This is a genomic window from Martelella sp. NC20, from assembly GCF_013459645.1.
Taxonomy (GTDB): domain Bacteria; phylum Pseudomonadota; class Alphaproteobacteria; order Rhizobiales; family Rhizobiaceae; genus Martelella.
In genome coordinates this window covers 4,956,631-4,975,447 of the sequence record NZ_CP054861.1, presented here as the reverse complement: position 1 = coordinate 4,975,447, position 18,817 = coordinate 4,956,631, and the positions used below count along the sequence as shown (strand labels likewise).

Genomic DNA, 18,817 nt, shown 5'->3' with positions numbered 1-18,817 from the left:
AAATCTGGAGCATTGGCGATGCCAAATAATATCCGATGATATAATTGATTATTGTCTATTTTTATATTTGTATATTTTAATATAGCATTCAATATTTGCGGAAATGATCGACTCTATGAATTTAATATGAATATTTTAATGTTATTTCTTTTAATATTTGAATATTACTCTCGACTGTGTATAATAAAAACTGTCTTTAATGGCTTGCAGGGCACTGGGTATGCGTATTTTCAGGTGTAAGACGTGCCATCATCACCTTCGTTACGGTCGCAACGTCTGTTCGGTATGCTACTCGTCATCGCCGATCGCCAACAGGAAATGGGTTTTGCTGACACTTCTCGCCGTCATGGTCGGACTGTCCTCGTCTCTCATGCCGTTCTTCTATTCGATTTTCGTCGCCCGCCTGGATATGATCCAACCGGAACCGCTTTTCTGGCAAACGATGGCGGTATGAAAACCTGCTTCGGATTTTGTACGTAAAGCCGGTTTTGCCTCTTGCGCCGCCTTCAGCGAAAGTCTAAAGGGGACGGGCCGTTTAGACGGTTGGTCGGGGTGTAGCGCAGCCCGGTAGCGCACTTGACTGGGGGTCAAGGGGTCGTGGGTTCGAATCCCGCCACCCCGACCATTTTCCGGATTTATCGTGATTCAGATCGTTCAGCGCATCCCCCCATTGCGACGGGCTGCGACAAAGCGCCATTGGCGGTCGTTGCCCGAAATTGCTACACGATGAAGACGACGTGAGACGATCGGGAGCGGATGGATGAGCGGAAAGGGCAGCTGCTGCGCGGTATCGCGCAATGCCGAAATGCCGGCGGGGGAAGCGGTTTCCGTGATTGCCGCGGGCAGCGGCGAACGCGCCAACGCGATTTCCCTTCCCGGCGGGCGCAGCCATGTGGGCATCGACAATCCGGCAATCCCCCTGGATGGCGAGGGCCCGGTGCGCTTCGTCAAGCTCAATCCCTTTGCCCTTGAGGCGCAGACTGTGACGATCCGCCGCTTTTCCGAATTCGTCAAGGCGACCGGTTATGTCAGCGAGGCCGAGCGTTTTGGCTGGTCGGCGGTGTTTTCAGGGCTGGTTTCGAAGGATACCGAAGTGATGGGCGGCGCGCCGGACACGCCCTGGTGGTGGCGGATCGACGGCGCCGACTGGCAGCATCCCGAAGGTCCGGGCAGCAGCGTCGAGGACCGTCTCGATCATCCCGTCACCCAGGTCTCCCATGCCGATGCCGTGGCGTTTGCCACCTGGGTTGGCGGCAAGCTGCCGAGCGAGGCGGAGTGGGAGCGGGCAGCCCATGGCGGCGTCGTTGGCCGCAAGTTCGTCTGGGGCGATGAGGAGCCGACCGACACCAATATCTTCTGCAACATCTGGCAGGGGCGCTTTCCTGATCACAACACCATGGCCGACGGCTATATGGGCACAGCGCCGGCGCAATCCTTCGAGCCGAACGAGGGCGGGTTCTACAATATGGCCGGCAATGTCTGGGAGTGGACCGCCGATCCCTACCGCATCCGTTCCCTGTCCCGCCACGCCAAGCAACGCAACGCCGCCGCCGTCGCCGCCAATGAACGCCTGCTCAAGGGCGGGTCGTTCCTCTGCCATTACAGCTATTGCTATCGTTACCGGATCGCCGCGCGCATGGCGCTGACGCCGGACAGCGCCGCCAGCAATGTCGGTTTCCGCGTGGCCTACGACGGCTGATCAGCCGAGTTCGCTTTCGGGCCTGTGCGGCATGCGCTCCGGATGGACGCCTGCCTGCTTGAGCGTCCGTTCCAGCAATTGTTCATAGATCGGCTGTCCGCCAAGCCAGCGGGCCGCGACATTGGCGGTGACGCAGGTGGCGATCAGCGGCAGGGTCATGGTGTAGGCCCCCGTCAGTTCCAGCGTCAGCGCCACGCCGACCACCGGCGCGCGCACGGAGGCCGAGAACAGGCCGCCCATGGCTGCGATGCCGAAGGCGAGCGGAACGGCGGTCCCTTCCGGCAGCATGCCGTCCAGAATGGTGCCGAAGGCAAGCCCGACCGCGATCGCAAGCGCCAGCATGGGCGCGAAAATGCCGCCGGGGGTGCCGGCGGAATAGCTCACGACCATGGTGGCGAACCGCAGCACCGCGAGAAGCAGCAGCGCGCTCAGCACGACATGATCGCGGGCAAGCGCTACGATGACGTTCTCGCCGCCGGTGACGGCGCGCGGAAACAGGATGAACAGCGCGCCGATGGCAAGGCCGATCAGCGCCGGGGCGAGATAGGGAATGCGCTTCTGCATTGCCATGGTGAAGCTCGAAACGCTCATCAGGCTGGCATTGAGCGCAACGCCGACGACCCCGAGGAGCGCGCCAAGCACGATGAAGGCCGGCAGCAGGGCGAGTGCCGGCGTGGCGACGGCCATGGAGAAATCAGGGGCGGTTCCGCCGATCACTTCCGTCATCACCGTGGCAAAGAAGGCCGCGACGATCACGCCCATGTAACTGCGGAAGTTATAGGGAAACTGGTTGTGGGTTTCCTCGATGATGAACAGCACCGCGGCGAGCGGCGCGTTGAAGGCGCAGGCGAGGCCCGCGGCCGCTCCGGCGCCCAGAAGACCACGCCTTTCGGTATCCGAGACCTTGAAGAAATCGGTGGTGGCGGCCGCGATCGACGCGCCGATATGGATCGTCGGCCCCTCGCGCCCGAGCACGAGGCCGGATGACAGCGCGCCGATGCCGGTGAGGAATTTGACCGGCAGGACCCTGCGCCAGCGTACGTTACGCAGATTGCTCATCGCGCCTTCGATTTCCTGTACGCCGCTGCCGGCGGCCTCCGGCGCATAGCGGCGGACGACGGCGACCATGGCGACGGTGACGGTCATGGTAATAAGGGCCGCCGCGAGAACGAGCCAGGGCCCGTCAATATGGCGTCCGAGCGCCTGCGGCCAGGTCGACAGCCGGTCGATCACAAGATGGAAAAATGAGCCGATCGTGCCCGTGACGATGCCTGTGATGGCGGCCATCGTGATGTAGCGGGTCTCCGCGCGTCGGTCGCGCGCCTCGAGCGCTGCGTCTTCCGGCTCGCTCATCGGGCGACCGCGACGCGCCAAACGAACAGGGTGAAGTCCGCTGAAATTGATATGCGCATGTATCGCCTCTCTTTCTGATTGCACTATGCAGACTGGAAATTTCTTGTCCAGAGCGCCGGGACGCGCGCCTGTCTTCATCCAACGTCATAGTTTGCTGTTGATTGCATTCGCCTTTCAGGCAAGACTCCGAACGGTCGCGAACGGCTTGCAACAAGGGGAACTGAATGGACCGCGAACACGATCCGAGCCAGCTTGAAATGGTGGTGCTGATGACGCCGGACATGGCGAATTTTTCCGGCAAGGTGCATGGCGGCGCGCTGCTGAACCTGCTCGACCGCGTGGCCTATTCCTGCGCCGCGCGATATTCACAGGATTATGCGGTGACGCTGTCGGTCGATCAGGTGACGTTTCGCGAGCCGATCAGCGTGGGGGAACTTGTTACCATGCGGGCATCGGTGAACTATACCGGCCGCACCTCGATGGAGATCGGCATAAGGGTCGAGGCCGAGGATGTGCGAAGCGGACAGCGCCGCCACACCAATTCCTGTTATTTCACGATGGTCGCCGTGGACGAGCACGGCAAGCCGACGCCAATTCCGAAGATCGATCTCAGCACGCCGGACAAGGAGCGCCGTTTCAAGGAGGCGCAGATGCGTCACCAGCTCCGCCGCGAATATGAAAGCCGCTTCAAGGCGCTGAAGGCGGATTAACAGCCTTCGGACTCGGGTGTCGGCGCCGATGCAGAAATACCCCGCAACGGCGTCGATCCGTCGCGGGGTGTCGTCCCCCTCAGTAGTACGGCGAAACGCACTGCTGCCTTGGCCCGTGATAGGGCTGGTAGGTATTGTCCGAGACGCGGTATGATTTGTAGCGATCCTCGCACCACTGATAGTGCTTCGGATTGATCGTGGGCGTGGTCGCCGTATTGACAGTGTTGTTGTTGGTTGCCGCAACCACGCCGCCGCCGATCAGCGCGCCTGCCGCAAACGGCACCCAGGCGCCGCCGTTCCAGCCCCAGCCCGGACCATAGGGGCCGTATGGCGGGCCATACCAGTAAGGACCAAGTGCGGCCGGGCCATAATAGGGGCCGCCATGCCAGTACGGCGGGGGGCCGCCATGCGAGTACGGCGGAGGTCCGCCATGCCAGTGGGGAGGCGGACCGCCGTGCCAGGGCTGGCCGTTGGGCGCGCGCACAGGGCCGGGGCCGCGCGGGCCGCCGCCATGCGGGCCGTCGTGCCAGTTCGGAGGAGGGCCCTGCCAGTGCGGGCTGCCGCCGCCATGAAAGGCCGGGCCGAAGCCAGGGCCGTCGGGCGCAAACCCGCCGTGAAAACCGCCCCCGTGAAAACCACCCCCATGAAAACCGCCTGCCGGGTGGGCAAGCGCTGCCATGGGCGACAAGGCCAGTGCGGCAGCAGCGACGGCGGCCACCAGTCTATTGCGTGCAAGTCCGAACATCGCATTCCTCCTGCATCTTCAAGAGAGCCGCCACACAGGGCGGGATCATTCTAAACCGCAGGTAGCATTGCTTTGCTGAACGCAAGCTGAACAATCCTTGCTTTCGCCGGCCCAGTTGCCTCAGCTTTCCTCCATGCCGATGAGCACATTGGCGACATTCTGGCCGATTTCGAGAACGCCGTAGCCGCCTTCCATGACGGTGACGATCGGCAGGCCGGATGATCCGAGGATCGCGCCCATCCGCCGGAAATCGGGCGTGGTCAGCCTGAAGAACGAGATTGGATCTTTTTCGAAGGTGTCGACGCCGAGCGAGACCACCAGCGCCTCCGCGCCGAAGGCGGCGATACGCGCCATCGCCCTTTCCAGCGCGTCGCGATAGGCGCTCCAGGGCGTGTTGCGGGGGAGGGGGAAGTTGGCGTTGAAGCCTTCGCCTCTGTCCTTGCCGGTTTCTTCCGCGTGACCCCAGAAATAGGGAAAGGCATCGTCCGGATCGCCATGGAGCGAGGCGAAGAAGATATCGTCGCGCTCATAGGTGATGTCCTGCGTGCCGTTGCCGTGGTGAAAATCGACATCGAGGATCGCGACCTTGCCGGCGCCGTGATCGATGAGCCGCTGGGCCGCGATGGCGGCATTGTTCAGGAAACAATAGCCGCCGAACAGATCGATCCCGGCATGGTGGCCCGGCGGGCGGCAAAGCGCAAAGGCAAGGCGATTGCCGGCATTGACATGGTCGCTCGCCGACAGCGCGCAGTCATTGGCGGCAACGGCCGCCCGGTAGGTGCCATCGGTGATCGAGGTCTCGACCGAATTGGCGTAGTAGCCGAGCAGCCCGTCGATATTCTTTGGCGGCCGGGCATGATAGGAGCGCCGGACGGGGAGCGAAATCGGGATCGCCTCGCTGGTGAAGCCGGCCGCGACCCACCGTTCCCAGATCGTCTCGAGAAATTCCAGATAGCCGGTATCATGCAGTTTTGCGGCGACCGAAAGCCCATGGGCCTCGGGAGCGACGATATCCGAAAACCCGTTTTCCTTCAGCGCCGCCAAGATCCATTCCGCCCGGAACGGCCCCTCGAAGGGCTTCACCAGTTCGCCGCCATGCAGCTCCGTTTTCGCGTCGCGGAACTTGTGATCCTCGGAATAGATAATGCGCATTGCAACATGACCCCATCTGTCGGTATCGCGCCGAGCCCTGGTGGCCGGACGCCTATCTCTCCGGTTCTATCGGGATTCAGCGGCGAAAGAAATCGAAAGGCGCGCATCCGGTCGCGAGACGGTCCCGGCCGGGGTCAGCAGCGCTCAGGCTCCGAGCCGCTTGTAGAAGAACGTCGTGCCGCAGAAGCCGCCATCGGGATAGAGCGCATAGTCGGGCACGACGCCGACGCGTTGCCAACCGAACCGCGGATAGATCGCTTCGGCAGCGCTTCCCGTCGCGGTGTCGAGCACCATCAGCCAGCGGTCCCGTTTGAGGCATTCGGCCTCCAGCCGGTCCATCAACAGGCGCGCGATGCCGTTGCCGCGCATGTCGCGGCGCACGATCAGCTTCATCACATCACCGCGATGCGGCTGGTTGGGTTTGCGGGCGAAGCCGGCCTGCACCGTGCCGACGATGTCATCCCCGTTCGCCGCCACCGCCAGCACGGTGAAACCTTCGGCAACGCCATCGGCGACGCCCTGCCAGAAGGCGCGGGCCCCGGCCGGGTCATGGGGCGCCATGAACCCCATCGATGCGTTGTCCTCGATACTGTCGCGCAGGAGTTCGCAAAGCGCCGGGATCGCGGCCACGGCTTCTTCCGCGGATAATATTCTGATGCTTGTCATGGCGCTCCTTATCGCGTTCGTTCGATGATGACGGCGTAGAGCACGTCGGTGTCGCCGGCATTGGAAAACCCATGCGGATCGGCCACCGGCATATAGAGGCAGTCCCCCTTGAACAGAAGATGGCTCTGGTCGCCAACCTCGACCTTCAGTACGCCGCTCATGATCCAGATATGCTGGCTTAATCCCTCGGCGCCGTGTTTGGGCGGGTAGGCGATACTGCCGCCGACCGGAAAGCGGACGAGCACGATATCGACCCCGGACCCGGTGCCGGAAGGCGAGATCGAGCGTCGGGAATAGCCGGTTTCGGGATCGCGCCAGACCGGCTGGTCGACCCGGCGCGACAGCGGATCGACGGGCCGGTCGCTGTCTGCGAAAAACGCGGAAAGCGAGGTGCCGAGCGCGGCGCAGAGCTTTGCCAGTATCAGCGCGGACGGCGAGGCCTCCGCCCGCTCGATGCGCGAAATCATCGCCCTGCTGACGCCGGAGGCTTCCGCAAGCCCATCCAGCGTAAAGCCGGCCGCGGCGCGCAGGCGCTTGAGGTTGACAGCGATGGCATGGTCGAAGGTGAGATCGAGATTTTCCATGATGTGATCATGGCTTTCTACTATAAGAGAGTCAAGCCATTTTCGTGGCCAATCACCACGCCCATGAAATTCGCCAGCCCGTCATCGGTGGTATTGCGCTAGAAACGGCACGCCAACGCTGCGGTCAAATACCTTTCATAAACGCCCATAGCCTTCCGATTTAGTGACATAGGGTGACATTGTTCCCCCATCAGGAAACTGCGCGACGAGGTTGATGATATCGCCCTCCATCAGAGCCATCGGAAACAGATACTGCGCTTTGAAACTCACGCCATCGCCGCCACCCGACGCCGATGGCACCGCATAATTGACGATCAGCTTTCCGTCAGTCGACCGCCAGCCCTTGATCACCTGACCGGGTTGCGGGGCCTTTCCGGAAACATATGTTTCCGTGACGCTGTCGACGATAAGAGGGCCGGCTTGCGTCATGCCAACGACCTTGACAAAGTCATCGGATTGCGGAGCGCCCTCTTCAAAGGATGCGGTGGCCTTGACGAAACTGCCATCAGACAGGTTTGCAAAGAAGCGCGTCGACCACCTGCCATCGTGGTCGGCCTGCACCGGCGGATATGATTGGGATACCTCGCCTTTGGTCAAGGAAACCGTCACAAAATTTCCCGGGTCTGTCGACCCCGAAACCGTGTTGTCCTTGCCGCCGATAACGCTTAGCGTGTTTGTGTAAAGCGTGTTGTCGTTATAGTTTTTCCACACAGTTCGAAGACCGGAAAAATCGCCACACAAGCCAGGTGAAAAGATCGTGTTCGCTCCATTAACCTGAAGCGTGTCGCCCCAGCCGGCGCCCTCAGTCCAGCTGGCAGATGTCAGGGATGACCGATAGCCGTCTTTCCACATAAACCATAGCCGGTCGCCATCGCTTGCCAGCGCAGGCCCGGAATTGGTAGCTTTATCCTGATCTGCAGACCACGACCTCGTCACCACGCCTGAAACAATCCGGCACCAGGCAATGGGTTGGTCGCGGCCAGGACAGGCGACAATGTAGAGCGCATCATCAAAAGGCGCCATCGCCGGACCGCTGTAGACAGACAAACCAGTCCATTGCGGATCAGACCAGCTTTCTCCGTCAAACCAGCTATATGAGAGAGCAGCTGTCTGCCCGGCATAATCGCCGGCGTTGCATGCTAGGTACAGATAGCCATCATAGCTGGCGATCGCCGGGTTTTCGAACGTCCTGGCACCTGGAACCATTGATGGAATACTCCAGCCAGTGCCGTCATAGACCGACCAGAAGATGAAATTATCCGTATAGTTGCGCCAGGCGATATAGATCTGGTTATTGTGAGCCGTGATCGTTGGCGCCGAGATTGTCCGGATGCCAAGCGTCGCTGGCGCGCTCCATACGCCGTCACTCCCATGAGCGTAAAAAATTTCGCTGGAAACAAAGTCCTTCCAGACAATCCATGTAACGCCGTTCAGACAGGCGCAGCGTGGCCCGGCACCTGTTCGATCCTGGAAGAGACGCGATGGAGAACTCCATGTGGGGGTGGCTGATTCAGTTTCAGGATGTGCTGGTTTTGCTTCCATCTTTTTATCCGGTCATCCTATTCACATGTAGCGGTCTTGAAAAATGAACAATCATAGATTGCATTCTGAATATATCAACCACAACTCGTGCGCTATCGCACAAGTAAAAAAGACTTGAAATTCAGGTCATTCTTTGCCGATCAGATACATTGGAAAACGGCGCAGTGCCTATGGCGGCCAGTGCAGACGATGTTGCCATGACACGTCAGACCGCGCTGTTGACACAGATTGCACATTCCCCTGGCGACATTGAAGCCATTTCAATCCCGCGTGTCCCTGAGACCAGAGCGATATCCAGCCGTTTCTTCGAGTGCGCTCCCCGCAATTTCGCTTTGAAGACGCCGCCTGCGCTGCTATATGCGCGCACATGACCACAAATGACGCTCGCATTCCGCTGGACCATATCCGCAACTTCTCCATCGTGGCCCATATCGACCACGGCAAGTCGACCCTTGCCGACCGGCTGATCCAGACCTGCGGGGGGCTGGCCGAGCGCGAGATGTCGGCGCAGGTGCTCGACAATATGGATATCGAGCGCGAGCGCGGCATCACCATCAAGGCCCAGACCGTGCGCCTGCATTACAAGGCGAATAACGGCGAGACCTATGTGCTGAACCTGATCGACACGCCCGGCCATGTCGACTTCGCCTATGAGGTCTCGCGCTCGCTTTCGGCCTGCGAGGGCTCGCTGCTGGTGGTTGATGCCTCGCAGGGCGTGGAAGCCCAGACGCTCGCAAACGTCTATCAGGCGATCGACAACGATCATGAACTCGTCACCGTTCTCAACAAGGTCGATCTGCCGGCCGCCGAACCCGACCGGGTCAAGGAACAGATCGAGGATGTGATCGGCATCGATGCCTCCGACGCCGTGCTGATTTCGGCGAAAACCGGACTCGGCATTCCCGATGTGCTGGAGGCGATCGTCAAGCGCCTGCCGCCGCCGAAGACCGAAAAGGGCGCCGACGCGCCGCTGAAGGCACTGCTGGTCGATAGCTGGTACGACACCTATCTCGGCGTCATGGTTCTGGTGCGCGTCATCGATGGCGTGCTGAAGAAGGGCCAGACCATCCGCATGATGGGCACCGACGCCAAATATCATGTCGAGCGCGTGGGCGTGCTGACGCCCAAAATGCTGGTCGTCGACGAACTCGGCCCCGGCGAGATCGGCGTCATCACCGCCTCGATCAAGGAAGTGGCCGATACCCGCGTCGGCGATACGATCACCGAGGACAAGCGCCCGACCGAGAAGATGCTGCCGGGCTTCAAGCCGGCGCAGCCGGTGGTGTTCTGCGGGCTGTTCCCGGTTGACGCCAACGACTTCGAGGATCTGCGCGCCGCCGTCGGCAAGCTGCGCCTCAACGACGCGTCGTTTTCTTTCGAGATGGAAAGCTCGGCGGCGCTCGGCTTCGGCTTTCGCTGCGGCTTCCTTGGCCTGCTGCATCTGGAAATCGTCCAGGAACGGCTGGAGCGCGAATTCGACCTCGACCTGATCGCGACCGCGCCTTCGGTGGTCTACCAAATGTCGATGAATGACGGGTCCGAGATCGAACTGCACAACCCCGCCGACATGCCGGACGTCGTCAAGATCGCCGAAATTCGCGAGCCGTGGATCAAGGCCAATATCCTGACGCCGGACGACTATCTCGGCAGTATCCTGAAGCTTTGCCAGGACCGGCGCGGCGTCCAGACAGGGCTCACCTATGTCGGCAACCGGGCGATGCTTTCCTACGACCTGCCGCTCAACGAGGTGGTGTTCGATTTCTACGACCGGCTGAAGTCGATTTCCAAGGGCTATGCCTCGTTCGACTATCATCTGGATACGTATCGTCCGGGAAATCTGGTGAAGATGTCGATCCTCGTCAACGGCGAGCCGGTCGATGCGCTGTCCATGCTGGTGCACCGGGCCGCGGCCGAAAAACGCGGCCGCGACATGTGCGAGAAGCTGAAAGAGCTGATCCCGAAGCACATGTTCAAGATCCCGATCCAGGCCGCGATCGGCGGTACCGTGATCGCGCGCGAGACGATCTCGGCGCTGCGCAAGGACGTGACGGCCAAGTGCTATGGCGGCGACGCCACTCGCAAGCGCAAGCTGCTGGACAAGCAGAAGGCCGGCAAGAAGCGCATGCGCCAGTTCGGCAAGGTCGAAATCCCGCAGGAAGCCTTCATCGCCGCGCTGAAGATGAGCGACGAGTAACGGGCTTCGGGAAATCCGCTCCAGCGGATGCGCCGCCGATTTCCGGCTATCGGCTTTTTGCGGAACTCTTCGCATATAATCTCTCCCCTTGAGGGAGAGATGCCCCGACAGGGGCAGAGAGGGGTGAACCCTTTCCGAAAATTCGGCATTTGCGGCCTGTGCCCGATACCGCTCTCTGTCGTGTTCACGACATCTCCCCCCAAAGGGGCCCTCAAGGGGGGAAATTGATAGCGGCCAGGGTCTCCGGACCACAAGCCGAAAGCCTGTCTCCCCCGCGCGCAGTGTCAGGCTTTGTTCCGCGCCGTACCGGCCATTCCGGTGTCGGGCTTGACTGCAACCTTCATTTCCGCTGCAAACGCTTGATGCCTCCAAGGGCAGGACACCGGATTGCCCGGCGTTGATGAGGGGATGCGCAATGCTGCGGGATTTTTCATTGCAGAGCCTGTTCATGGGGCTTCTGGTCGCCTTTGTCGGTTTCGCGAGTTCGTTTTCGGTCGTGCTGCAAGGGCTGGAAGGGGCGGGCGCCAGCCATGCCCAGTCGGCGTCGGGCCTGATGGCGCTTTCGATTGGCATGGGGCTGTGCGGTGTTGTCATTTCGGCGGTTACGCGCATGCCGGTCAGCGTTGCCTGGTCGACGCCGGGTGCCGCGCTGATGGCGACCAGCGGCGCTTTGCCCGGCGGGTTCAACGCGGCCGTCGGCGCATTTCTGATCTCGGCGGTGCTGATCATCGTCGCCGGTCTGGTGAGGCCGGTCGGGCGCGCGATCTCCGCTATTCCCGCCCCGCTTGCCAATGCGATGCTGGCCGGCGTGTTGCTGGCGCTGTGTTTCGCGCCGGTCGAGGCGGTGAAGTTCTCGCCGCTTCTGGCCCTGCCGATCGTGGCGGCCTGGGTGATCGTCGGGGCCTTCAACCGGCTGATGGCGGTGCCGGCAGCCCTTCTCGCTTTCGTCGCCGTGCTGATCTTCGGCGTCGATATCGGCGGCGAGGCGTGGTCGGGCGTGTTCCGCAACGCCTTTGCCGCGCCGGTCTGGGTGACGCCGCATTTCTCGCTTCAGGGCGCGATCTCGCTGGCGCTGCCGCTGTTCATCGTCACCATGGCCTCGCAGAACATTCCGGGCGTGGCGATCCTGAATATCAACGATTACCGTCCTTCGGCCGGCCGCATGTTTTCGGCAACCGGATTGGCGACGCTGTTGATCGCGCCCTTCGGCGGGCACGGGGTCAATCTGGCGGCAATCACGGCTGCCATGTGCGCGGGCCCGGATGCGCATGCCGATCCGAAACGGCGCTATTGGGCCGCGATCGTCGCCGGGGTTGGCTATATCGTACTCGGCCTGTTCAGCGGGCTCGTCGTCGCGCTTGTCTCGCTGGCGCCGCCGGTGCTGATCGAGGCGGTGGCTGGCCTTGCCCTGATCGGAGCGTTCGGGGGCGCGGTTCTGGGCGCGTTCAAGGAGCCGGATGCGCGCGAGGCGGCGGCGATCACTTTTCTGGTTGCGGCTTCCGGCGTAGGCTTCTTCGGTATTTCCGGCGCATTCTGGGGTCTTTTTGCCGGGCTGTTGATTCACGGCCTCAAGGGATGGGCGGCGCGGCGCGGTCGCGTCTGAGCGATGATTGTTTGAGATTGCAATTCGGCACGGATGCAGCTAAGGAACGATCATGATCAGGTTTGCGAACACACAAAAGGCAGATAATTCGCGCGGCACCTTTGCCGCCGCGTCAGCCATGCGCGACCTGAACTCGCTTCTTCTTCTCGGCCTTAACGGCGGTTGCCGGGTCCTTTGAGGAGCGCCCGGCGGCCGGAAAGCCGTCCTGGCACAAGCGCTCCCCACCCCATCCCTGAATATGAAGATCAAGGCCGCTATTGCGCGTGGAGCGTTAACAAGCGCCGGAGTTGAGGATAAAATGGACGTGAAAACCACCGCCAAAGGCATGCCGTTCGCGGCGCAGAAATACCAGCCCTATCAGCAGATCGACATGTCCGACCGGAAATGGCCGTCGAAACGCATCGAAAAGGCGCCGATCTGGTGCTCTGTCGATCTGCGCGACGGCAACCAGGCCCTGGTTGATCCGATGGGGCATGACCGCAAGGCCCGGATGTTCCAGCTGTTGCTCGATATGGGCTTCAAGGAAATCGAGATCGGGTTTCCCTCCGCATCCCAGACCGATTTCGACTTCGCCCGCTGGTGTGTCGAAAACGGCAATGTCGGCGACGATGTCTCGTTGCAGGTGCTGGTGCAGTGCCGCCCGGAACTGATCACCCGCACATTCGAATCGCTGGAAGGCGCGGTCCGTCCGATCGTGCATTTTTATAACTCCACCAGCGAGTTGCAGCGCCGGGTCGTGTTCGGCAAGGATGTGGCGGGCATTCGCCAGATCGCCGTCGATGCGGCAAAGATGATTACCGACATGGCGGCAAAGGCCGGCGGCGGCTACCGGTTCGAATATTCGCCGGAAAGCTTTACCGGGACCGAGCTGGAAGTCGCGCTGGAAATCTGCAATGCGGTGATCGAGGTGGTCAGGCCGACGCCCGATAACAAGCTGATCATCAACCTGCCCTCGACCGTCGAAATGTCGACGCCGAACATTTATGCCGACCAGATCGAGTGGATGTGCCGCAATCTCGACAATCGTGAAAACCTGATCGTGTCCGTGCATCCGCATAATGATCGCGGCACGGGCGTCGCCGCTGCCGAAATGGGCGTTCTGGCCGGCGCCGACCGGATCGAAGGCACGCTGTTCGGCAATGGCGAGCGCACCGGCAATGTCGATATCGTCACGCTGGCGCTCAACATGTTCACCCAAGGGGTCGATCCGGAACTGGACTGCTCGGATATCGAGCGGATCAAGGAAGTCTACGAATATTCCAACCAGATGGTGATCCCGGAGCGCCATCCCTATGTCGGCGAACTGGTCTACACCGCCTTTTCCGGCTCGCACCAGGATGCGATCAACAAGGGCATGAAGGCGATCAAGGTCGCCAACAAGCCGCAATGGGAAGTGCCCTATCTGCCGATCGATCCGCAGGATGTCGGCCGTACCTACGAGGCGATCATCCGCATCAACTCGCAGTCCGGCAAGGGCGGTCTCGCCTATATCCTGCAATCCGACCACGGCATCAACATGCCGCGCGGCCTGCAGGTCGCATTCCGCGAGCACGTGCAGAAGATCACCGATGAAGAGGGCCGCGAGCTTCCCTCGAAGCGGATCTACGATGTGTTCATGGAAAAATATGTCGAGCAGCCGAACGGGCGTATCAGGTTCGTTGATCACCAGACCTATCCGCAGGGCCAGGCCAAGGGCCAGCGCGTCGTGATGGGGGAGATCGAGGATAATGGCGTTGCCAAACGCATCGAGGCCAGGGGCAACGGCCCGGTGGACGGTTTCGTCAACGCGCTTTCCGCCTATCTCGGCATTGCGCTGTCGGTCGAGGACTATTCAGAGCACTCGCTGAACCACGGCTCGGATGCCAAGGCAATCGCCTATGTCGAGGTCGCCTATGACGGCGGCAAGATGTATGGCGTCGGCATCAACACCAATATCGTGGCTGCGTCGCTGGAAGCGATCGTGTCTGCGGCGAACCAGATCGTGGCCGCGCGGTAAGGCGCGCTCGAATATCCGCTGAAGGCCGGTCGCGCAACGCGTGGCCGGCCTTTGCTTTAGAGCTTGAGATAGGCGGCCTTGGCAAGGTCGGGCATGTTGGCATCGGAAGAGGGGCCAACGACGGCAACGAGCGTGCGTTCGCCCTGCCACCACGAAACGGTGAGATTGTCGCGGATGGTCTCCTGCACATCCGTCACCTCGTTTTCAGGCGAGGCGGGGCGGGCCATCACGAACACCGAAAGCAGGTCGCCGGCGGCGTTGCGGTAAAACAGTTCGATGCCGGGTGCGCCATCGATCGCGACGACCCTCGTGCCCTCGAAGATCGAAGCGCCTTCATCGAAAGTGGGGACCGCCATGTCGATGCCGATCGTACGCTGGACGAGTTCGGCGAAGGCTGCGGGGTCGTCCGGTCCGACGTCAACCAGCGGCTGATATTTGCGGCCGAAAACCCGGAAGCTTGCGCAAACATCGTCGATCCAGTCGGTGGGTTGCTCGAGCGAAAGATCGACCACGTGAGAGGCGCTGGAATCCCGCGAAAGGCTGGCGCCGACGGCGACGCCGATACCCAGAAACGCCGCGCACACCATCGACGCCATCCATCGGCGGCGATGCGGGCCTGCTGCCCTTTTCGGTCTGCTCTTAATGACTGCGGAATCCATCACGACCTTGAAACTCTCGATCGCATACGTGATATATCCATGGCTGGTCAACCCCTCGACCGGACCGTATGCTGGCGCGATATTGCCTTGTGTAAATGGCGGAAACAAGGGTCGTGCGGCGTTTCACCCGGCGGAAAGCATATATAATTATTCCGCAATCCGCTGTTGTTGTGGTTTCCTGGCGGAATATGGCCGAAATATGGCTGGCGCTCGCGAGCCGGTTGCTTTATCTTCGTGCCAACAGGACAATAAAATGAAGGGGAGGATGAGATCTTGATCAACGTTTGGCGGAAAGCAGAGTAACAAACAAAGCCATGATCGAAACCCAAAGCGGCGCAGCAGCAACGAGACAGGCGATTATCTCCGCAGCCCTCCGGCTTTTTGGAGAATATGGTTATAACGCTGTTTCTACACGTAAAATCGCGGAATTGTCGGAAGCAAATATCGGCAGTATCGCCTATCACTTCGGCGGCAAACCGGGGCTTATGCGCGCCTGTGCCCTTTATGTGATCGAGATTGCGGAAAACAATATCGGCAGCGCGATGCTGGAGCCGATTTCGGACAGGATGACGCCGGCCGAAGCGAGGGAGGAGTTGATCGAGTTGCTGCTGCGACTGGTTCGGCCGATGACCCCCAATTACGACGAGGACGAGGTTTCGGCGTTCATCATGCGCTACATCTCGCTTCCGAGCGAGGCATTCGACCTGCTGTTCACCCGGTTCATTCAACCCCTGCATAATCATTTGCGGCAATTGCTGGCGCGCGCCACCGGCCAGGATGAGGGCAGCGAGGACGTGGCGATCCTGACCTTCACCCTGCTCGGGCAGTCGCAGTATTTCAAGATTTGTCGCCATATCGTGCAGCGCAGCCTCGACTGGGACGGCATAGGCATGGATGAGTGCGCGAAACTGCGCAAGGCCGTCAGCTTGAATGTCAACGCAATCGTCGATGCCTACACCACGCCTGCCGTGCGCCGTTCACATATCCATCAGCTTGCGGTGTAGGAAAAGCTGAACTCGCTTTCCGGCTCGATGATGCCGCTGGTTGCGCTCAGCATGTGGCGGCGGCATTGCATTTCGAATGAGCCGGGCCTGCCGCTGACCGAGATAAGATTGAAGCCGGACGGCGGCTTCTTTCCGCCCGCTCCCTGACCGGCGGCCGCAATGCCGATCACCGGGGTTTTACCGTGTCGCGTTTCGATGAAATGCACCGTGTTGAGATGGGTATGGCCGTGAAGCACCAGTTCGCAGCCGCCGGTGGCAATCATTGCCCGGAACCGGCGAATGCCGAGCAGGCGCTTGTGGCGGGCCGCGGCGGTGCGCACGGGGGGGTGATGGATCATGACGATCCGGAACAGGTCTTCCTCTCCGGCCTGGCGGAGAAGCTCGGCGGTCTTGCGGGCTTGGTTGCCCTCGAAGGAGCCGATCGCCAGAAACGGCGGCGATGGAATGGCCGATGAGCAACCGATGATGGCGACAGGCCCACGCCTGCGGATATAGGGGAACGTCATCCGGCCCTGATGCTCGCCTTCGGCGTCATCGCCTTCCATATAGTCTCCCCACGCCTTCGCAATCTTGGCATAGGCGCCGCCGACATAGGCATCGTGATTGCCCGGCACCAGCGATACTTCGTGCGGCGGCCCGACGCTTCTGAGCCATTCGGCGGCGATTTCTATTTCCTTGGTGGTGGCGAGATTGACCAGATCGCCGGTGATCGCAAGGTGATCGGGGTTTTCGTCCGCGATCGCCAGCAGCAGGTTATCGAGCGTGTCCTTGCCGAGATGTTTCCGGCGGTTGCGATGCCAGTTGAAGAAACCGGTTATCCGCTTGGAAAACAGTTCCTTTGGCGATAGGCGCGGGAGCGGTCCGAGATGGATGTCGGAAATATGGGCTATTGTGTACATACAGTCTTCTTAGCTTTCCGCCGCCGCTGAAACAAGCAGACCCTGACCGGGAGGAACGGTTCCGCTTTTTCTGAAATGCGGAACCGTTCCATCTGTTCATCCCACCGCATTTTCGCGGAGACCAGGAGAGCGCACCTGGCTGCGAGAAGCCTTATCCGCGCCCGTGCGGCGCGTCGAGGTCGAGCAGGGGCCCCTCGGGCACGATGCCGGTCGGGTTGATGGTCTTGTGCGAGCCGTAATAGTGGCGCTTGATGTGTTCGATGTTGACTGTCTCGTTGACGCCCGGGACCTGATAAAGTTCGCGCAGATAGCCCGAGAGGTTGGGATAGTCGGCAATCCGTCTCAGATTGCACTTGAAGTGGCCGACATAGACCGGATCGAAGCGCACCAGCGTGGTGAAAAGCCGCCAGTCGGCCTCGGTCAGCCGGTCGCCCATCAGATAGCGGTTGTCGCCGAGCCGGTCTTCCAGCATGTCGAGCGTTTCGAACAGCTTCGTCACATTTTCCGAATAGGCTTCCTGCGTCGTCGCAAAACCGGCCTTGTAGACGCCGTTATTGACCGCGTCGTAGACCACCGCGTTGATCTCGTCGATGCCATCGCGCAGGTCCTCAGGGTAGAAGTCGGCTTCATTGCCGGTCAGGTGGTCGAAGGCGCCGTTGAACATGCGGATGATTTCCGCTGATTCGTTCGAGACGATCGTCTCGCGCTTCCTGTCCCAGAGAACGGGCACGGTGACGCGGCCTGAATATTTCGGATCGGCTTTGACGTAGACTTGCCAGAGATAGTCGGCGCCGTTCACCTTGTCCTTCGTGCCGCCATCGCGGTTTTTGAATTCCCAGCCGTTTTCAAGCATCAGCGGATCGACGATCGAGACGTCGATATAGTCCTCAAGTCCCTTGAGCTTGCGAAAGATCAGCGTGCGGTGAGCCCAGGGACAGGCAAGTGCGACATAAAGGTGATAGCGACCTTTCTCCGCCGCAAACCCGCCTTCGCCATCAGGGCCGGCGCTGCCATCGGCGGTGATCCAGTTCCTGAATTTCGAGTTTTCGCGCTTGAATTTGCCGCCCGTCTTGTCGGTGTTGTACCAGACGTCCTTCCAGACGCCATCTACCAGCATACCCATTGGCTTGTTCCTTTCATTCGGCTTGCCCTTTTACATACGGCGCGGTTGTCGCTTTGCCAGCCCTGAAACCATTGACAGTGTGTTGCATACCCCTCTGGGGCTGCCGTTTTCGGCGCGACCGGTCTGGACGGCTGCGGCATTTCCTGCTAGTGGCGATCGAAACGCAAATACGGAAATTGTCATGCGGGACCTGCGACGACGCTGATTAGAAGTTCAGACCGGATTTTTCTCCGGCCCCTAAATCATGCGTTCTCCAGACAGGTTCAGCCGCCAATGACGAGTGAATTGCGTTACCTCCCGGAAGAGACTTCCCACGACGCCGCCATCGAAGACATCAATGCCGAGGCATTCGGTCCGGCGCGCTACGTGCGCGCGGCGGCCCGTATCCGCGAGCAGGGACCGCACGATCCCTTATTGTCGTTCGTCTGCCTGGATGGTGACGAGGTCATCGCCTCGGTGCGGATGACGCCGGTTTTTGCCGGTGAGGCGAAGGGGCACATGCTCGGCCCGCTCGCGGTCAAGCCGTCGCACAAGAATCGCGGTATCGGCCGGCATCTGGTGAAGATCGCGGTTCAGGCTGCAAGGGAAGTCGGCTCGGAAGTTGTGATCCTGGTCGGCGATCCGCCGTATTACGGCCCTCTCGGCTTCCTCCCGATCGTCCCACCGACACTGCGATTGCCGGGGCCGGTCGATTACCGGCGCGTTCTGGCTGCTGCCCTTGTCGATGGCGTCGAGGCGAAGCTTATCGGGATCATGCGTTTTCGCGGATAGGGCTTTTCAGTTTCCTCGGATATCTGCCGTTAGCGAAACCCTCCCAGCCGCAAGCTCCGAATTCTCGGAAAGGGTTCACCCCTCTCTGCCCCTGTCGGGGCATCTCTCCCTCAAGGG

Annotated in this window: 17 protein-coding genes and 1 tRNA gene; 9 read left to right on the top strand and 9 right to left on the bottom strand. The window is 60.8% G+C overall.

Annotation, left to right across the window (positions count from 1 at the left end):
- The first annotated feature begins 325 nt into the window (after nt 1-325).
- The 3 genes from HQ843_RS29805 to HQ843_RS23785 all read left to right on the top strand — a co-directional run bounded on the left by HQ843_RS29805 (nt 326) and on the right by HQ843_RS23785 (nt 1,699).
- Nucleotides 326-454, top strand: a complete 129-nt coding sequence (locus tag HQ843_RS29805) for a hypothetical protein (RefSeq protein WP_256432935.1) — start codon at nt 326-328, stop codon at nt 452-454.
- Between the two features lie 94 nt (nt 455-548).
- Nucleotides 549-625: transfer RNA gene (locus HQ843_RS23790), tRNA-Pro, on the top strand.
- Between the two features lie 135 nt (nt 626-760).
- A complete protein-coding gene (locus HQ843_RS23785) occupies nt 761-1,699 on the top strand; it encodes a formylglycine-generating enzyme family protein (protein ID WP_180900879.1) in 939 nt (312 codons plus the stop codon).
- Here HQ843_RS23785 and clcA read toward each other — a convergent pair whose 3' ends face one another.
- Nucleotides 1,700-3,052: a H(+)/Cl(-) exchange transporter ClcA gene (gene clcA / locus HQ843_RS23780; protein WP_180900880.1), complete on the bottom strand. Its 1,353-nt coding sequence runs from the start codon at nt 3,050-3,052 to the stop codon at nt 1,700-1,702. It lies immediately after the preceding gene.
- A 224-nt stretch (nt 3,053-3,276) separates the two neighbouring features.
- On the opposite strand from clcA, the gene HQ843_RS23775 reads away from it, so the two are divergent.
- Nucleotides 3,277-3,762: an acyl-CoA thioesterase gene (locus HQ843_RS23775; RefSeq protein WP_180900881.1), complete on the top strand. Its 486-nt coding sequence runs from the start codon at nt 3,277-3,279 to the stop codon at nt 3,760-3,762.
- A 79-nt stretch (nt 3,763-3,841) separates the two neighbouring features.
- On the opposite strand, the gene HQ843_RS30120 is transcribed toward HQ843_RS23775, so the two are convergent.
- From HQ843_RS30120 to HQ843_RS23750, 5 genes are all read right to left on the bottom strand, one after another.
- On the bottom strand, nt 3,842-4,507 hold the full coding sequence (locus tag HQ843_RS30120) for a BA14K family protein (protein ID WP_371822113.1): 666 nt from the start codon (nt 4,505-4,507) through the stop codon (nt 3,842-3,844).
- 120 nt (nt 4,508-4,627) lie between these two features.
- Nucleotides 4,628-5,659: a histone deacetylase family protein gene (locus tag HQ843_RS23765; protein ID WP_180900882.1), complete on the bottom strand. Its 1,032-nt coding sequence runs from the start codon at nt 5,657-5,659 to the stop codon at nt 4,628-4,630.
- A 144-nt stretch (nt 5,660-5,803) separates the two neighbouring features.
- Complete coding sequence (locus HQ843_RS23760) at nt 5,804-6,325, bottom strand: GNAT family N-acetyltransferase (protein ID WP_180900883.1); 522 nt, start codon at nt 6,323-6,325, stop codon at nt 5,804-5,806.
- An 8-nt stretch (nt 6,326-6,333) separates the two neighbouring features.
- Nucleotides 6,334-6,909, bottom strand: a complete 576-nt coding sequence (locus HQ843_RS23755; protein ID WP_180900884.1) for a helix-turn-helix domain-containing protein — start codon at nt 6,907-6,909, stop codon at nt 6,334-6,336.
- A gap of 135 nt (nt 6,910-7,044) precedes the next feature.
- A complete protein-coding gene (locus HQ843_RS23750) occupies nt 7,045-8,451 on the bottom strand; it encodes a hypothetical protein (RefSeq protein ID WP_180900885.1) in 1,407 nt (468 codons plus the stop codon).
- A 367-nt stretch (nt 8,452-8,818) separates the two neighbouring features.
- On the opposite strand from HQ843_RS23750, the gene lepA reads away from it, so the two are divergent.
- The 3 genes from lepA (at nt 8,819) to leuA (ending at nt 14,244) form a co-directional block, all read left to right on the top strand.
- Nucleotides 8,819-10,645, top strand: coding sequence for a translation elongation factor 4 (gene lepA / locus HQ843_RS23745; protein WP_180900886.1), 1,827 nt, complete (start codon nt 8,819-8,821; stop codon nt 10,643-10,645).
- 415 nt (nt 10,646-11,060) lie between these two features.
- Nucleotides 11,061-12,248, top strand: coding sequence for a benzoate/H(+) symporter BenE family transporter (locus HQ843_RS23740; RefSeq protein WP_180900887.1), 1,188 nt, complete (start codon nt 11,061-11,063; stop codon nt 12,246-12,248).
- 298 nt (nt 12,249-12,546) lie between these two features.
- Nucleotides 12,547-14,244 carry a 2-isopropylmalate synthase gene (gene leuA, locus HQ843_RS23735; protein WP_180900888.1) on the top strand — a complete coding sequence of 566 codons (1,698 nt, stop codon included), beginning with the start codon at nt 12,547-12,549 and terminating at the stop codon, nt 14,242-14,244.
- Between the two features lie 56 nt (nt 14,245-14,300).
- On the opposite strand, the gene HQ843_RS23730 is transcribed toward leuA, so the two are convergent.
- Nucleotides 14,301-14,840 (bottom strand): hypothetical protein, encoded by a 540-nt coding sequence (locus HQ843_RS23730; RefSeq protein ID WP_180900889.1) that lies wholly within the window; start codon nt 14,838-14,840, stop codon nt 14,301-14,303.
- Between the two features lie 377 nt (nt 14,841-15,217).
- Between HQ843_RS23730 and HQ843_RS23725 the strand changes: the two genes are divergently transcribed.
- Entirely contained in the window at nt 15,218-15,907 is a 690-nt protein-coding gene (locus HQ843_RS23725; protein WP_180900890.1) for a CerR family C-terminal domain-containing protein, read from the top strand.
- On the opposite strand, the gene HQ843_RS23720 is transcribed toward HQ843_RS23725, so the two are convergent.
- Entirely contained in the window at nt 15,892-16,806 is a 915-nt protein-coding gene (locus HQ843_RS23720) for a metallophosphoesterase family protein (protein WP_180900891.1), read from the bottom strand. The genes HQ843_RS23725 and HQ843_RS23720 overlap by 16 nt on opposite strands.
- A gap of 151 nt (nt 16,807-16,957) precedes the next feature.
- On the bottom strand, nt 16,958-17,929 hold the full coding sequence (locus HQ843_RS23715) for a glutathione S-transferase family protein (protein ID WP_180900892.1): 972 nt from the start codon (nt 17,927-17,929) through the stop codon (nt 16,958-16,960).
- Nucleotides 17,930-18,202: 273 nt separating this feature from the next.
- Between HQ843_RS23715 and HQ843_RS23710 the strand changes: the two genes are divergently transcribed.
- Complete coding sequence (locus tag HQ843_RS23710; RefSeq protein ID WP_180900893.1) at nt 18,203-18,700, top strand: GNAT family N-acetyltransferase; 498 nt, start codon at nt 18,203-18,205, stop codon at nt 18,698-18,700.
- The last annotated feature ends 117 nt before the right edge of the window (nt 18,701-18,817 follow it).

Excerpts from the sequence above, each read along its gene's own strand:
- HQ843_RS23710 (WP_180900893.1), top strand. The coding sequence starts at position 18,203 with ATGACGAGTGAATTGCGTTACCTCCCGGAAGAGACTTCCCACGACGCC.
- HQ843_RS23755 (WP_180900884.1), bottom strand. The coding sequence starts at position 6,909 with ATGGAAAATCTCGATCTCACCTTCGACCATGCCATCGCTGTCAACCTC.
- HQ843_RS30120 (WP_371822113.1), bottom strand. The coding sequence starts at position 4,507 with ATGTTCGGACTTGCACGCAATAGACTGGTGGCCGCCGTCGCTGCTGCC.
- HQ843_RS23730 (WP_180900889.1), bottom strand. The coding sequence starts at position 14,840 with ATGGCGTCGATGGTGTGCGCGGCGTTTCTGGGTATCGGCGTCGCCGTC.
- HQ843_RS23785 (WP_180900879.1), top strand. The coding sequence starts at position 761 with ATGAGCGGAAAGGGCAGCTGCTGCGCGGTATCGCGCAATGCCGAAATG.
- HQ843_RS23750 (WP_180900885.1), bottom strand. The coding sequence starts at position 8,451 with ATGGAAGCAAAACCAGCACATCCTGAAACTGAATCAGCCACCCCCACA.
- HQ843_RS23740 (WP_180900887.1), top strand. The coding sequence starts at position 11,061 with ATGCTGCGGGATTTTTCATTGCAGAGCCTGTTCATGGGGCTTCTGGTC.
- HQ843_RS23775 (WP_180900881.1), top strand. The coding sequence starts at position 3,277 with ATGGACCGCGAACACGATCCGAGCCAGCTTGAAATGGTGGTGCTGATG.
- clcA (WP_180900880.1), bottom strand. The coding sequence starts at position 3,052 with ATGAGCGAGCCGGAAGACGCAGCGCTCGAGGCGCGCGACCGACGCGCG.
- HQ843_RS23715 (WP_180900892.1), bottom strand. The coding sequence starts at position 17,929 with ATGGGTATGCTGGTAGATGGCGTCTGGAAGGACGTCTGGTACAACACC.
- leuA (WP_180900888.1), top strand. The coding sequence starts at position 12,547 with ATGGACGTGAAAACCACCGCCAAAGGCATGCCGTTCGCGGCGCAGAAA.
- HQ843_RS23720 (WP_180900891.1), bottom strand. The coding sequence starts at position 16,806 with ATGTACACAATAGCCCATATTTCCGACATCCATCTCGGACCGCTCCCG.
- HQ843_RS23760 (WP_180900883.1), bottom strand. The coding sequence starts at position 6,325 with ATGACAAGCATCAGAATATTATCCGCGGAAGAAGCCGTGGCCGCGATC.
- lepA (WP_180900886.1), top strand. The coding sequence starts at position 8,819 with ATGACCACAAATGACGCTCGCATTCCGCTGGACCATATCCGCAACTTC.
- HQ843_RS23765 (WP_180900882.1), bottom strand. The coding sequence starts at position 5,659 with ATGCGCATTATCTATTCCGAGGATCACAAGTTCCGCGACGCGAAAACG.
- HQ843_RS23725 (WP_180900890.1), top strand. The coding sequence starts at position 15,218 with ATGATCGAAACCCAAAGCGGCGCAGCAGCAACGAGACAGGCGATTATC.